Raw genomic sequence first — 13,727 nt, 5'->3', positions numbered from 1 at the left:
TGGCCAAAACATGACAGCAGTTTGTCGAATATGCCCATGCGTCCCCTTCGGGGATAAAAGAGTAGGTCATTTCCAGGCGCCTAATAGACTCGAAAGAGTAGTGATAAGCCCGTTACTAACGTAACGGGCTTTTTTACGTCTGCAATTTAAAGTGTAGAGTTTGTTACTGGCCAAAACATGACAGCAGTTTGTCGAATATGCCCATGCGTCCCCTTCGGGGATAAAAGAGTAGGTCATTTCCAGGCGCCTAATTGACTTGCAAGAGTCGCGAAACAGCCCGCTATCATATAGCGGGCTGTTTTGTGTCAAAAAACAATATGTAGCCCTTAACTCTCCATAATGACCGCAATCAAAGAGCTCGCTTATTTCGATGGCATTAATTAAATGGCTATTTAATATAAGCAACTTTATGAAATCAACAATACCACTCAATACACTCAATAAGGTGGCGTTGTTTAAGATTCTCTCTGACAGTGTTACGCGTTATTTATTTTTTGCTTTAGGTCATAAGCATCGTCGGTAACAACACGTTCAAGTACTTCAATTCGTTGACGCAGGGCGTTAATTTCATCATGCAGTGCTTTATTGTTAGTTTCTTGTTCTGCAGTCGTATGCGATTGTCTTTGCTTCAGCTTCATGATAGTGACAATAAAGCTGCCTAAAATGGCCAGAATAGGAATTAATAATGCCAATGTTGGTGGGTTCATAATGTGTCCTTAATTGTTTCTATTTATTGTCTATTATTGTGACGTTTTCAAGCAGAAATACTAGTGACAAAAGTCATCATTGTGAAATGAACACCAACTTATTCATTATGTTATAAATTAGTTGTTATCTTAATTATTGATTATAAAGTCTATTTTTTATTTTAGGTTATTAGTAACTCACTTTTTTATCCATTGCACTTGATATAGCGCCAGTGGTCCATATATCTAATTCTGTAGCAGGAGCGAATCATGAAATGCTCGATTGAGGTTTCAGTAAACTTGCTACCACAGTGCCGTAAGGGCTGTGAAAACTAAACACCACAAACAGACTGTGGTCATTTTTACATATTGCTTTAGACAAGGGTATGAACATGCGTAATTTTAATATTTCTCCAGATTTAACACCTCTTTATCGTAGTGCTATTGGTTTTGATCGTTTAGCACAACTTGCTGAACATGCTGCAGCTAACAATAGCAACAGTGGTTATCCTCCTTATAATATTGAACTTTTAGGCGAGAATCGTTATCGGATCACCATGGCCGTCGCGGGTTTTTCTATGCCAGAACTCGATATTATGAGTGAAGGTGAAAAACTATTAGTAAAAGGTAATAAGACAGCTACAAGTGATGAACGTAAATATTTGCATCAAGGGATTGCTGAGCGTGGTTTTGAGCGCACTTTTCAATTAGCAGATCATGTACGAGTAATCGGTGCGGAATTAGAACACGGCTTATTAAATATTGATTTAGTACGTGAAATTCCAGAAGCAATGAAACCTCGTAAAATTGATATTGTTGCTACCAACACCCTTAGTTAAGGCGTTATTGTGAATTAATACGATTGATGGCTTAGGTGTTAATAGCATTTAAGCCATATTCTCAACCTTCTAGTTTATCTCCCCCCAATTTAGCCAATTGCTTACACCTAGTTTGTTATCAAACTAGGTTTTTTGTATTCATCATTTATTCAAAAGCACTGGGCCAGGGCCTTGATCTGCAAGAATATCGTTAGGATTATACAGTGGGCAATTTTTCATCGATAAACAACCACAACCGATGCAACCTTCGAGCGAATCTTTCAATTTTTGCATCTGGGTTATCCGCAGCGTAAGTGATTTATTCCAAACATTTGATAATTCTGCCCAGTCTTCTTTAGTCGCTGTTCGTTCATTGGGTAAAGCAGCAAAAGCATGCTTGATATCATCCAACGATATCCCTAATTGTTGCGCAGCTTTGATGAGTGATATTCGCCTGATAACGTCTCGTGTATAACGACGTTGATTACCATTATTGCGCCAACTGCTGATAAGACCTTTTTGCTCATAAAAGTGAATCGCAGAGATGTTTATTCCACAACGTTTGGCGACTTGGCCAACACTTAGTTCTGCATCTATTGACATTCAACCTCCGATTTTTTTTATCATTTTTGCAAAAATAATGCTTTACCTCAAGTTAGCTTGAGGTATTAAGCTGTGTTGCATTAACCATAAGGAGATAAGTGATGCGATTAGAACATTTAAATTTAGTAGTTAATGACTTAGATGAATCATTAGTATTTTATAAAGCGGCCTTTCCACACTGGCGAGTGCGTGGTGGTGGCGAGTCTGTTTGGCATGGTACGCCGCGGAAATGGCTTCACTTTGGTGATGATTATCATTATTTATCGTTAAATGATTCTGGTAGTGGCGAGGTGCGCGATCTTAAAAGTAATGCATTGGGTTTGGCACATTTCGCTTACGTTGTGGATAATATTGATGCATTAGTTGCTAGATTGTCACAAGTGGGTTTTGAGGTGGCGATTATGGGCAGACACGACCCTTTTTATAAAAGCCGTTACTTTATTGACCCAAGCGGATTTGAAGTTGAGTTTGTTGAATACTCAACGGATATTCCTAGTGAACGAAATCAATACGGTGGTTAGTAACTTATCAATATGCACCATTGGGCTTATAGAGTAAGCCCAATGGTTTTGATCAAAATCGATTATCAACAAAAGCCATAGTTTAATAGCAGGTTAGCTAACTAAAGGTAGTGTGATAAGTCGCTGTTAGCGGTAAGCTCAACTTCTTGTTGTTTACCGTGGAATAAGTAAGCTGCCTCATTACCAATAAGGTGTAATTTATCGCCTTGGCGCCATAGCGCGCTACCTTCTTGGATTCCGATCACCGGTGTCAGTGGATCGACCATGGTAAACTCTAACAGTCGTTGCGCACGTGTTTCACCATTATGGCCTGGCATTTGGTAATTGGTGTAATGCGGATTTAATTGGAATGGCAATATACCCAATGCGGTAAAAGAGGGCGGCTCGACAATTGGCATATCATTGGTGGTACGAATACTGGCTCCAGTAATGTTTGATCCCGCACTCCAACCCACATACGGCATGCCATTTTCTACTTTTTCACGAATTAAATGTAGCAAGTCGTAGCGATATAATTCGTTGAGCAATTGGAATGTATTGCCACCACCAACCAAAATGCCTGCAGCATCTTGAATGGCTTGTTTTGGGTCTGCAAACTGATGAATACTACTAATGGTAATTGTTAGGGGTTCAAGTGCCGTTTGCACTTTTGTTAAATACTCATCATAACTTACACTGACGCCAGCATAAGGAATAAACAGCCATTGTTGTCCTGGTTGAGTGAGTGGACGAATAAGCTCAACGGTATGGCTTAGATATGTCGAATTACCGACCCGTGAGGCACTCAACATTAATGCATTAATGGGCATAAAAAGTCCTTTTTGGTTTTAGTTTTTGACAGTTTATCAAAGATTAATCATTGCCGACACAGAGTTTGTTTTTGTAGTCTATTTTTCAGTTTCAATTAATCAATTCTCCCTAGACTCTGCTCGCGTGAATTTCAAGACGATGTTTTATCAAGTTAAAAAAGAGTCATAAATCTTTTTTAATATAACTAAGCTTGAATTTTCATTTTATGGACATATTATGTCTGTAGTAACAATCGTAAATCGGCACTTTTGCCATACAGGAGCTTAAATGAAGCGTATATTTTTGTTGATTGCAACCAACTTTGCCATCTTACTGGTTGCCTCAATTGTAATGTCTATTCTTGGGGTTAATACCTCAACGATGGGTGGACTGTTAGTATTTGCTGCCATTTTTGGTTTTGGTGGCTCGTTTATCAGTTTAGCCATTTCAAAATGGATGGCGAAGAAAACCATGGGCTGTGAAGTTATTACGCAACCACGTGACAGTATGGAACGTTGGTTAGTTGAAACGGTTGCACGCCAAGCTGAAAAGTCTGGTATTAAGATGCCTGAAGTGGCTATTTACCAGTCGCCAGAAATGAACGCATTTGCAACGGGTCCAAGTAAAAACAATGCGCTTGTTGCTGTGAGTTCTGGTTTGCTTTACGGTATGACTCAAGATGAAATTGAAGGTGTACTTGCACATGAAGTGAGCCACGTGGCGAACGGTGACATGGTGACATTAACCTTAATCCAAGGTGTGGTGAATACTTTTGTTATTTTTGCTGCGCGTGTTGTTGCTGGCATTATTAACAATTTTGTTTCCAGTAATGACGAAGAAGGTGAAGGCCTAGGTATGTTCGCCTACATGGCTGTAGTATTTGTACTTGATATGCTATTCGGTATTTTGGCATCGATTATCGTAGCTTACTTTTCACGTATTCGTGAGTTTAAAGCTGATGAAGGCGCGGCACGTTTAGCAGGCAAAAATAAAATGATTGCCGCATTAGAACGTTTACGTCAAGGGCCTGAATCTGGCGCTATGCCAGCACAAATGTCAGCCTTTGGTATTAATGGCAAACGTTCAATGGCTGAGTTAATGATGAGCCATCCTCCATTAGAGAAGCGTATCGCTGCATTAAAAAACAGCTAGTATTCATGCGTTTATCATCATTTATAGTAAAGTTAAACTAAGGAGCCTTTTGGCTCCTTTTTTATTTATTGGGTTAGGTTATGATTGAATATGCCCTATTAATCGGGTAATTATAGTTAACTAATAGTATTAACCGCTCGAATCGATTGCATTTTGTTGTTTAATCACAGCGTATAGGATAGGTTCTGATGTATAGTTAGACTCGGCACTTATATTCATAACACTACTTGTTACAGTATTCATACATATTGAGTATGGCTCGTTTAACATGGTCTATTAAACATTATCAGGATCTTAATATGCTTAAAAAAGCTATTTCTCAAGTACAATTAAGAGAATGGCAGCTAGAAATAAATGATATTTCTGCCGAGTTTCGTCTTACCATCATGTTTTACCAAATTAATGCTGAAAACAGTATTGAAGCTATTTGTACCAGCCAAGGTATTGATGACAATACCCAGCGACAGCATCAAGATAGCTTGTTACAACATCTTAAAGCGGCAGATGCTCAAAGTGTCCAAACGGTAGACAAACATGTTACCGTTTATCATCAGCCTATTCGTTCATCTAAAGGTCATATCATCGGTGTGATCACCTTTAGTGACAAAGCTATCGAACCATCTCAGCAAACATTATTTAAGCCCTTGTCGGCAATGCAAACACGCATAGCGGATATGCTAAGTAATGCCATTCGTTATTATATCAATTCCTTAGCTGTTGATCCTAATGCATCTGAGTCTGTGTCGCTCGATGTTGATTTACAGTCATTTATTGATGCTTTTGATGAACATATGTGGGTTAAAGATGCTAACGGACACTATGTAGCGTGTAATAAAAGTGTTGAGCGAGCTTGGCGAAAGTCTACAGAACAAATTGTTGGCAAAACCGACTTTGACCTTTTTGATCAACGCACTGCAAATGAATTTATTGAGAGTGATAAATTAGCCATCAGTAATGGTTCGACTGTAGTGGTGTCTGAATGTGAAGAAGTTGATGTTAATTTTAATAAGGTTTGGCTCGAAACCATTAAAGCGCCCATTTATAATACCCAAGGTCAATTGACCGGGGTAATAGGGATGACTCGCAATATTGCCAAACACAAAGAGGCGCAGGATCAACTCATATTAGCCGCCAATGTGTTTCAAAATGCAGTCGAAGGGGTAGTGATAACAGACAGTAATGGCAATATTACCGAAATTAACCAAGCGTTTACTGATATTACCGGTTACAGCCGCGAAGAGGTTATAGGCCAAAACCCTAGAATGCTGAGTTCAGGTCGCCATCCTAAAAGCTTTTTTGAACGATTGTGGAATACCTTATTAGTCCAAGGCAAATGGCATGGTGAAATTTGGAATCGCCGTAAGCATGGTGCTATTTTTCCGCAAGCGATAACCATCAGTGCTGTATTCGATAAACTCAATATCATTCAGTATTATGTTGCCGTATTTGCCGATATTTCAGCGCAAAAACAAAATGAAGAAAAGCTGAAAAACTTAGCCTATTTTGATCCGTTGACACAATTGCCTAATCGGATGCAATTTATGTCACTGCTAGAGCAAGAGGTGAATCACTCTCACCGGGCTAAAAAGCAGCTGGCTATTGTGTTTTTAGATATCGATTTCTTTAAGCACATTAACGACAGTTTAGGCCATGTTATTGGCGACGAAATTCTGGTTGAATTGGCTAAACGCTTATCTTACGCTTTATCTGATTTTGACGTATTAGCACGTTTAAGTGGTGATGAGTTTGTGGTCATGTTGCCGAGCATTATGGGAACTGATTCTGTAACGTCATCGGTTGACCGTATTCGCAGTGTATTTGAACGCCCATTTATATTGGACAATACCCAATCTGTACGCCTTACCGCCAGCATGGGAGTGGCGATATACCCAAGCGATGGTGATGATCACGACAGCTTATTACGTAATGCTGACGCGGCTATGCATCGTGCCAAGTTAGATGGGCGAAATAATTATGCCTTTTATACTGAGTCGATGACCAAACAGGCTGTAGCACAATTAAAGCTGCAAACAGCATTGCACCAAGCGCTGGTGAATGAAGATTTTTATTTAGTTTATCAACCTAAGTTGAAACTGTCTGATCTGTCTCCTAGTGGCTTTGAAGCGTTAATTCGTTGGTCTGATCCTGTCTACGGCAATATCTCTCCAGCAGAGTTTATTCCATTAGCAGAGAAGATTGGTTTGATTTGGGATATAGGTTTGTGGGTATTAAAGGCCGCTTGTTTACAAGGGGTTGAATGGCTAACCCAAGGTAAAATGTTTGAACGCATTTCGGTAAATGTAGCCAGCTTACAGCTGCAAAGAAATGATTTTGTCGATAAAGTGCGCTCGATTTTATTGGAAACGGGATTACCGGCCAAACATTTGGAATTAGAAGTCACCGAGTCTTGCATGATGAATGATCCAGACGCGATTATTCGTGATTTGAAATTGCTTGGCGCCATGGGCATTGCCTTGAGTATTGACGATTTTGGTACCGGATACTCATCTCTCAATTATCTCAAAAAGTTACCAATTGATAAGTTGAAAATCGATCAATCTTTTGTGCGTGATATTCCTCATGATGCAAATAACACTGCGATTGCTAAAGCGGTTATTGCACTGGGGCATGCATTGAATTTGCAGATTATTGCTGAAGGTGTGGAAACTATCGATCAAGCAGATTTTCTGCGGCTCAATGGCTGTGATTTGGTTCAAGGGTATTTGTACAGTAAACCGCGATTGCCACAAGATCTTAACGAGTTTTTACCGATATTCCATAACCGTATTAACCTGGCCACTGATATTGAATTAAAGTAAATAAAATAGCAGCTTACACAATATGTAAGCTGCTATTTTATCACTATTACGACATTTTAATGCTGTATTAAGCGTAAATGTCTACGTTCACAGATGTTGAATTACTGTTAGCCGTTGCGGTGTTATCACCATTATAAATACTGCTCAATGCCTCAAAGAAAATACTGCCGATGTCCTCGTCAGTTAATCCATCTGTAAGTGGTTTTAATTCATCTAACATAGACTTCAACGACTCTTGCTGCTCGTCGGTCAATGATGACAACATGTCTGTGGTTAATTGCTGTTGATCATCAGACAAGGTCGATACCGCTGTATCTAGCCCAGGCGGTACACCGCCTTTTGGTGGCGGCGGGCCATCAGGACGCGGAGGTCTTTGTGTGTTTTCGGTCGATGTCATTTGCATCGAAGTATTACCACTCGTCACTTGCATATTTACTCCTTAGATATTCTCTGTAATCTATTTTTGATGAAACTACCTAGCAACATATTATTGTTAATTACGTTGTTTTGGTGGTTGTTTCATATCGTCAGGACCATTGGCAGGTACAGCGACAAGCTCGCCATCGATAATTTGACAACTTGCTTCAAGGGTGTCTCCCCGCGGGGTGTCAAAACTAACCTGATCATTTTCAACACTGTTAGCACACGCTTCAACAGCTTCTTTAGGTGGCTTTCTATCATGCGGGTTAGCATTAGCAGCGAAAGATGCTAATAACATAAAGCTAAGTAGACCAATACTGATTGGCTTAAGAGTCATAGTGACACTCCTTGGTTAGGTAACTAAAGGTAATATAACCTAACAATGTGGAGTAATTGTGCAGAATTGGAGGAGATTTTTATCAGTTATTTATCGCGACTAGTTTATGCGTATATAGCTGGTTATAATGTATTTTATGCAAATATCTCAAAAGCTTTTCTTGGCCTTCGTTGGCCTAACCAGTATTGTACTTATCGCCACGTTATCGTTAGCGAGGTGGAGTTTTGACCAAGGTTTTTTAGACTATATCAACGGATTAGAACAAGAACGTTTACAGCATTTATCGAATGAACTATTGACACTTTATGCGGCTAATCCGGAAGCACAAACCGATCCATCAGTCATGACAGATCAACAATCTACACAAGTGTGGCAGTCGATTAATCAAAAAACATTAACACAAGCCATTTCGCTTCACGCTCCATTTCCAAAAAGAAATAGACCCGGCGACGGGGCAAGACCGCCAAGACCTGCAGGTGATAATCGTCCTCCAATGGGACCTGATCGACGTTTAGGTCCTCCTAGGCAACGGCCACCTTTTTCAACACCTTCTGGTCCACCGACGGGGTTATACTCAGCAGAACAACAGTTTATTAGCGGCGTTGATATTGGCAATGTGGATAATCGGATTAGCTTAACCTTGTTATTCAACGATCGTATAGTAGGCTATTTATACAGTAGCCCTATTCGTGAAGTTGAATCGTCTTCAGCTACCGCATTTTCTCAGCAACAACGTTGGACCAGTATCGGAATCGGTTTATTGTGTTTACTGCTTGCCAGTGCAATTGCTTGGTGGTTGTCACGTTTTCTACTGATCCCCGTTAAACAAGTTATGCTGGGAGTATCGTATTTATCTCAAGGTAATTATGATGAACGCTTATCACCTCAGCGTGCAGATGAGCTGGGTCAATTAATGACCAATATTGATCATCTCGCCATGACGCTATCGAAAAACCGCAGTGCTAAAAATCGTTGGTTAGCTGATATTTCTCATGAACTGCGCACGCCATTGAGTATTTTATGTGGTGAGATTGATGCGATTAAAGCAGGGATCAGGACGTTCGATAACACACAGCTGAACTCACTCGAACAAGAAGTGTTGCGCATGAAGCACTTAGTCGATGATTTGTATGAACTGTCTTTATCTGATGTTGGTGGACTCCGATATCATTTTCAGCGGGTGAACGTCAGTGAGTCCCTACACAGCACGCTTAATAGTATGGCTACCAGCCTACAAGATAAAGGCCTAACGCTACAAAGTCAGCTCCAGCCGGGGGTGTATTTATCTGCCGACGTGCTTCGGCTTGAACAGCTATTTATTAATTTACTAATGAATTCTATGGCTTACACAGACAGTCCTGGGGTAATTGATGTGCGATTGTCACAACAAGCCAAAATGATGATATTAACCATCAATGATACTAAGCCCAGTGCTAGCATTGAAGAGTGTGAACACTTGTTTGAGCCATTGTATCGCCAAGACAGTGCCCGCACACGCCGTGGTAGTGGTGCAGGTCTTGGTTTAACCATCTGTAAGAATATTGTCGAAGCGCATGATGGCACCATTAAGGCCGTCCCATCACCATTGGGTGGGCTTTGTATTGAAGTACAATTACCTATGCACAGGGAATGACTATGAGTGGACATGTTCATCAACAACCATTGACCATATTAGTGGTAGAAGACGAGCCTAAAATAGCGCAGATTTTAGTCGACTTTTTAACCCTTGAAGGTTTTAACACCTTGGTACAACACGATGGTCGTGATGTAATTGAAACGATTAAGTCTCAACAAATTGACTTTATGATTCTAGATTTGATGTTGCCCTATAAAGACGGTTTAACCATTTGTCGTGAGTTGAGGCAATTTTCAATGCTGCCAGTGTTAATGTTAACGGCGCGGGTAGATGAAATTGACCGCTTAATGGGCTTAGACATCGGCGCAGACGATTATGTGTGTAAGCCATTTTCGGCTAGGGAAGTCGTTGCTCGGGTAAAAACGATTTTAAGACGAGTTGAGAATACCCATGGCAGTCAAAGCGAGCAGGTTATTCGTTATAAACATCTACAAATCAATATCGAACGCTTTAAATGTCAGGTCGACCAACAAGACGTAGAATTAACCCCTGTTGAGTTTAGATTACTGCATACTTTGCTAAAACGGCCAGGTGTGGTGCACTCTCGAGATAGCCTCATGCAGGTGTGTTATGTCGATGATCGTATTGTGAGTTCACGTACCATTGACAGTCATGTGAAAAATCTACGACATAAGTTAACCCAAGCCAGCCAACAAAAGGAGTTACTGCATTCCATTTATGGTGTGGGTTATAAGGTAGAGTAATGCTGCATTTTATTGGTATGTCTATTTTTACGTTTTAAAGCCGTTTCATAAGCATCCTAATGCAATGGGTAAGCTTAGTAGCTGGCCATTAATGTGTATTACTGATCGGCTTTAGTTTCGGCAAAACTCCTTTAAATCTGCACTATTTTTGCGCTTTTGATTGCTAACATCACTATACCTAATGCTCCTAGCTGTCTGGATTAACAAGGAATAGTGCTATGCCGTCACTAATTTTATTATTACTGCTGTGCTGTCAGATTTTTCTGACCATTACGTTGGTCGTAGTATTTATTGGTGGTTATCAGGAACCGTCATAATTTGACCTTAACGCCAGAGTCTCTTGTTAACCTTTCAAGTACCCACGCGAATCATTTTCTAAGTGTTATATAAAATGCTCAGCATTTTGTTGTTGCTGTTCCCCTAGCAAGATTATTATCCGATTCAGGTGCATTGCAGCAGCTTTATCGATTTATTACATTTATCTACGATGTTTACTCGCTCATAGCTTGGCTTTTGTTTAGAATGTCGTTGATATCATTTAGGGTATCAACGTGGTCTTGTGCTGGCATTGAATATACTGGCGCGTTATTACTTATCTCTAGCAGAACGTGGCAATTAACCCGTGAATGTTAGACTAAGAGTTGATAGTCGGATAAATTCCGATCACGTAAGATAGACCTTCCACTGGCATGCGCCGTTAGGAATACATTTATACTGAGGTGGACTGTTTTTCTGCCTAGGAGCATTAATGCAACTGTTTGTAAAAGATTTAACCGTTATCGATTTCTCTTACCTTTGTCCTGTTCGTGGCATGGTTGGTGAAAGCTGGATTGTCGATGTGCTATTAGATGGCGGCTTAGATGAGCAAAATATGGTGCTCGACTTTGGTAAGGTTAAACGCATCATCAAAAACACCATTGATGATGTAGCCGATCATCGCTTGTTAATCCCTACTGCGTGTAGCGAAGTGCGCTGGCAGCAAAAAAGCGACCGAGTTTGGATGGATTTTAGCAGTGAAAAAGGTGACATACATTTAGCATGTCCTTCACAAGCATTTGCGCTTATTCCTACAGAAGTGATTGACTACCAAAGCGTTAATGACTTTTTGAAAAAAGCCTTACGTGAAGTGTTACCTGAAAATGTCCAAGGCATCAGCCTCACATTGCGCAGCGAAGTGCTCGATACCCCGTTTTACCATTACAGCCACGGATTACGTAAACATGACGGTAACTGTCAGCGTATTGCGCATGGTCATCGTAGCCCGGTAACCGTATTTGAAAATGGTATTGCAGAGCCGAAATGGGACCAATACTGGGCAGAACGTTGGCATGATATTTACCTCGGCACTGAAGAAGACTTAGTGTCAGTGAAAACACTAGAGTTGTCGAAGCAAACTAAAATCAGCGACGAAACTCATTTTGGTTTTCACTATGTTGCGCCTCAAGGTGATTTTCAATTAGCGATGCCTAAGCATTGTTGTGACTTAATTCCTCACGACACCACGGTTGAGATGCTAGCTGAATACATGGCCAAGACATTGGCAAGTCAAGCGCCTGAAAGTCATTTTAAAGTTATCGCTTATGAAGGTATTGGCAAAGGGGCCATTGCGGTAAGAGGTTAATCAAGTATTATTAATGGGCTGCCTTAAGGTGGCCTTTTTTTTTATGTTTTTTGGCGCTATTAACAAGGAATGCGTTTCGATTATGTTATTAAAAAATACCGTTTTAAAATCGATATCAACAGCTGCAATGCTGGTGGTCAGCTTTTGCGGCTTAAGTGCTAATGCGATTGCCGCTGTGACATTTCAAGGCCAGTTTGAACAAGGTGCATTAGTGCGCGGCGCAGTGCCGGTCGGCAGTAAAGTATTACTTAATGGCCAATCGGTAAAGGTCACCCCAAACGGTCAGTTTGCCATTGGATTTGATAGAGACGCTAAGTCAGAACAAGTGTTTAAAGTCATTTATCCAGACGGATTAACAGAAATTAAGCCGTTAACCATAGCCGCACGACAATACCAAATTGATCGAGTCACAGGCATCAGCCAAAAAATAATGAAACCGGATCCAGTTGCCCAAGCCAGAGCGGCAAAAGATGCCAAACAGACTCGCGCTGCCAGAGACTTATTTAGTCAACAACAGGCATTTATGCAAACATTTATTTGGCCGGTTACTGGCAGAATTTCAGGGGTTTATGGCAGCCAGCGGGTATACAACGACGTACCAGGTAATCCGCATTTTGGTGTTGATGTTGCCCGTCCAACAGGCACGGTAGTGGTTGCGCCAGCAGATGGTGTGATTACGTTAGCTGAGCCAGATATGTTTTATTCTGGTGGCACAGTGATTATCGACCACGGTTATGGTGTTAGCTCTACCTTTTTGCACCTGAGTAAATTGTATTTAACCGTTGGTGATAAAGTTGTGCAGGGTGATAAGGTCGCTGAAATTGGTGCCACCGGTCGAGTGACTGGCCCGCATTTAGACTGGCGCTTAAACTGGTTCCAAATGCGTTTAGACCCCGTTTCGATTGTACCGTCAATGGCGACAGTACTGGCAGCGGAGAAAGCGGCAAAATAGTGTTAAGCCATATGTTAGGGTTTCGGTATGACGATTGAACCGGAACCCTTTATTCAATGGTAATGCTATTCACTTGATAACTTGCACTTCATACGTCCTGAATTCACCACAACGTCAACGCTATTTGCCTCACTAAACTGATTATGTTGAAACGTTTTCTCACTTTAAGCGACAAACTTATATCGAACGACTAAATGCTTATCGTCGACATCACAAAGGACTCTGGTTATGATCAAGCAAGTGGGTAATACCGTTATTGAGTTAAAGCACAAAGCAACATGTCATTGTGGTGCCGTTGAACTCGAGCTCACTTTACCCAATGGTATCGAAAATCCACGACGCTGTGATTGTTCAATTTGTCGTAGAAAAGGTGCGATTGCTGGGTCTGTTAAACTGGACGGGATTAGGGTGGTAAAAGGTCAAGATGTGTTAACGCTTTATCAATTTAACACCAATACCGCGAAACATTATTTCTGTTCTCATTGTGGTATTTATACCCATCATCAACGTCGATCAAACCCGACTGAATACGGTTTTAACATAGCTTGTTTAGACGATGTTAATCCATTTGATTTAGGTGATGTACAAACGAGTGATGGGGTAAACCATCCATCAGACCGAGACGTTATATTGCAAATGGTAAGGCATGTTAATAAAAGGGATTAAGTA

The 13,727-nt window shown here is 40.7% G+C and carries 14 protein-coding genes; 9 read left to right on the top strand and 5 right to left on the bottom strand.

Annotated features, from left to right (window positions below):
• Positions 1-476: 476 nt before the first annotated feature.
• On the bottom strand, positions 477-707 hold the full coding sequence (locus AAEY97_RS20605; RefSeq protein ID WP_101087475.1) for a hypothetical protein: 231 nt from the start codon (positions 705-707) through the stop codon (positions 477-479).
• Between the two features lie 371 nt (positions 708-1,078).
• Here AAEY97_RS20605 and AAEY97_RS20600 point away from each other — a divergent pair, with 371 nt between their 5' ends.
• Positions 1,079-1,525 (top strand): Hsp20 family protein, encoded by a 447-nt coding sequence (locus AAEY97_RS20600; RefSeq protein WP_101087476.1) that lies wholly within the window; start codon positions 1,079-1,081, stop codon positions 1,523-1,525.
• A 141-nt stretch (positions 1,526-1,666) separates the two neighbouring features.
• On the opposite strand, the gene soxR is transcribed toward AAEY97_RS20600, so the two are convergent.
• Entirely contained in the window at positions 1,667-2,107 is a 441-nt protein-coding gene (gene soxR / locus AAEY97_RS20595) for a redox-sensitive transcriptional activator SoxR (protein ID WP_162022817.1), read from the bottom strand.
• A gap of 98 nt (positions 2,108-2,205) precedes the next feature.
• Here soxR and AAEY97_RS20590 point away from each other — a divergent pair, with 98 nt between their 5' ends.
• On the top strand, positions 2,206-2,628 hold the full coding sequence (locus AAEY97_RS20590; RefSeq protein ID WP_351001161.1) for a VOC family protein: 423 nt from the start codon (positions 2,206-2,208) through the stop codon (positions 2,626-2,628).
• 101 nt (positions 2,629-2,729) lie between these two features.
• Here AAEY97_RS20590 and pepE read toward each other — a convergent pair whose 3' ends face one another.
• Positions 2,730-3,437, bottom strand: coding sequence for a dipeptidase PepE (pepE, locus tag AAEY97_RS20585; RefSeq protein WP_335692567.1), 708 nt, complete (start codon positions 3,435-3,437; stop codon positions 2,730-2,732).
• A 268-nt stretch (positions 3,438-3,705) separates the two neighbouring features.
• Here pepE and htpX point away from each other — a divergent pair, with 268 nt between their 5' ends.
• Both htpX and AAEY97_RS20575 read left to right on the top strand, forming a co-directional pair.
• Positions 3,706-4,569 carry a protease HtpX gene (gene htpX, locus AAEY97_RS20580; protein ID WP_162022819.1) on the top strand — a complete coding sequence of 288 codons (864 nt, stop codon included), beginning with the start codon at positions 3,706-3,708 and terminating at the stop codon, positions 4,567-4,569.
• Between the two features lie 299 nt (positions 4,570-4,868).
• Positions 4,869-7,388 carry a putative bifunctional diguanylate cyclase/phosphodiesterase gene (locus AAEY97_RS20575; protein ID WP_351001158.1) on the top strand — a complete coding sequence of 840 codons (2,520 nt, stop codon included), beginning with the start codon at positions 4,869-4,871 and terminating at the stop codon, positions 7,386-7,388.
• A gap of 67 nt (positions 7,389-7,455) precedes the next feature.
• Here the strand turns inward: AAEY97_RS20575 and AAEY97_RS20570 are convergent, their stop codons facing one another.
• Entirely contained in the window at positions 7,456-7,818 is a 363-nt protein-coding gene (locus AAEY97_RS20570) for a hypothetical protein (RefSeq protein WP_242445174.1), read from the bottom strand.
• 63 nt (positions 7,819-7,881) lie between these two features.
• Positions 7,882-8,145, bottom strand: coding sequence for a hypothetical protein (locus tag AAEY97_RS20565; RefSeq protein WP_335692563.1), 264 nt, complete (start codon positions 8,143-8,145; stop codon positions 7,882-7,884).
• Positions 8,146-8,281: 136 nt separating this feature from the next.
• Between AAEY97_RS20565 and AAEY97_RS20560 the strand changes: the two genes are divergently transcribed.
• The 5 genes from AAEY97_RS20560 (at position 8,282) to AAEY97_RS20540 (ending at position 13,724) form a co-directional block, all read left to right on the top strand.
• Positions 8,282-9,778: an ATP-binding protein gene (locus AAEY97_RS20560; RefSeq protein WP_351001154.1), complete on the top strand. Its 1,497-nt coding sequence runs from the start codon at positions 8,282-8,284 to the stop codon at positions 9,776-9,778.
• A 2-nt stretch (positions 9,779-9,780) separates the two neighbouring features.
• Complete coding sequence (locus AAEY97_RS20555) at positions 9,781-10,485, top strand: response regulator (RefSeq protein WP_059745107.1); 705 nt, start codon at positions 9,781-9,783, stop codon at positions 10,483-10,485.
• Positions 10,486-11,233: 748 nt separating this feature from the next.
• Positions 11,234-12,106: a 6-carboxytetrahydropterin synthase gene (locus AAEY97_RS20550; protein ID WP_162022824.1), complete on the top strand. Its 873-nt coding sequence runs from the start codon at positions 11,234-11,236 to the stop codon at positions 12,104-12,106.
• Positions 12,107-12,233: 127 nt separating this feature from the next.
• Entirely contained in the window at positions 12,234-13,058 is an 825-nt protein-coding gene (locus tag AAEY97_RS20545) for a M23 family metallopeptidase (protein ID WP_192116150.1), read from the top strand.
• Positions 13,059-13,286: 228 nt separating this feature from the next.
• Positions 13,287-13,724, top strand: coding sequence for a GFA family protein (locus AAEY97_RS20540; protein WP_351001151.1), 438 nt, complete (start codon positions 13,287-13,289; stop codon positions 13,722-13,724).
• Positions 13,725-13,727: the final 3 nt, after the last annotated feature.

The organism is Shewanella sp. TB7-MNA-CIBAN-0143 (genome assembly GCF_040310065.1).
Classification (GTDB): domain Bacteria; phylum Pseudomonadota; class Gammaproteobacteria; order Enterobacterales; family Shewanellaceae; genus Shewanella.
Note: the sequence above shows the minus strand (reverse complement) of the source record. Positions and strands in the feature narration are given on the sequence as shown.

What these genes read in the sequence shown, in the direction of transcription:
- AAEY97_RS20605 (WP_101087475.1), bottom strand. Translation starts at nt 707, where the DNA reads ATGAACCCACCAACATTGGCATTATTAATTCCTATTCTGGCCATTTTA.
- AAEY97_RS20600 (WP_101087476.1), top strand. Translation starts at nt 1,079, where the DNA reads ATGCGTAATTTTAATATTTCTCCAGATTTAACACCTCTTTATCGTAGT.
- soxR (WP_162022817.1), bottom strand. Translation starts at nt 2,107, where the DNA reads ATGTCAATAGATGCAGAACTAAGTGTTGGCCAAGTCGCCAAACGTTGT.
- pepE (WP_335692567.1), bottom strand. Translation starts at nt 3,437, where the DNA reads ATGCCCATTAATGCATTAATGTTGAGTGCCTCACGGGTCGGTAATTCG.
- htpX (WP_162022819.1), top strand. Translation starts at nt 3,706, where the DNA reads ATGAAGCGTATATTTTTGTTGATTGCAACCAACTTTGCCATCTTACTG.
- AAEY97_RS20575 (WP_351001158.1), top strand. Translation starts at nt 4,869, where the DNA reads ATGCTTAAAAAAGCTATTTCTCAAGTACAATTAAGAGAATGGCAGCTA.
- AAEY97_RS20570 (WP_242445174.1), bottom strand. Translation starts at nt 7,818, where the DNA reads ATGCAAGTGACGAGTGGTAATACTTCGATGCAAATGACATCGACCGAA.
- AAEY97_RS20565 (WP_335692563.1), bottom strand. Translation starts at nt 8,145, where the DNA reads ATGACTCTTAAGCCAATCAGTATTGGTCTACTTAGCTTTATGTTATTA.
- AAEY97_RS20560 (WP_351001154.1), top strand. Translation starts at nt 8,282, where the DNA reads ATGCAAATATCTCAAAAGCTTTTCTTGGCCTTCGTTGGCCTAACCAGT.
- AAEY97_RS20555 (WP_059745107.1), top strand. Translation starts at nt 9,781, where the DNA reads ATGAGTGGACATGTTCATCAACAACCATTGACCATATTAGTGGTAGAA.
- AAEY97_RS20550 (WP_162022824.1), top strand. Translation starts at nt 11,234, where the DNA reads ATGCAACTGTTTGTAAAAGATTTAACCGTTATCGATTTCTCTTACCTT.
- AAEY97_RS20545 (WP_192116150.1), top strand. Translation starts at nt 12,234, where the DNA reads ATGCTGGTGGTCAGCTTTTGCGGCTTAAGTGCTAATGCGATTGCCGCT.
- AAEY97_RS20540 (WP_351001151.1), top strand. Translation starts at nt 13,287, where the DNA reads ATGATCAAGCAAGTGGGTAATACCGTTATTGAGTTAAAGCACAAAGCA.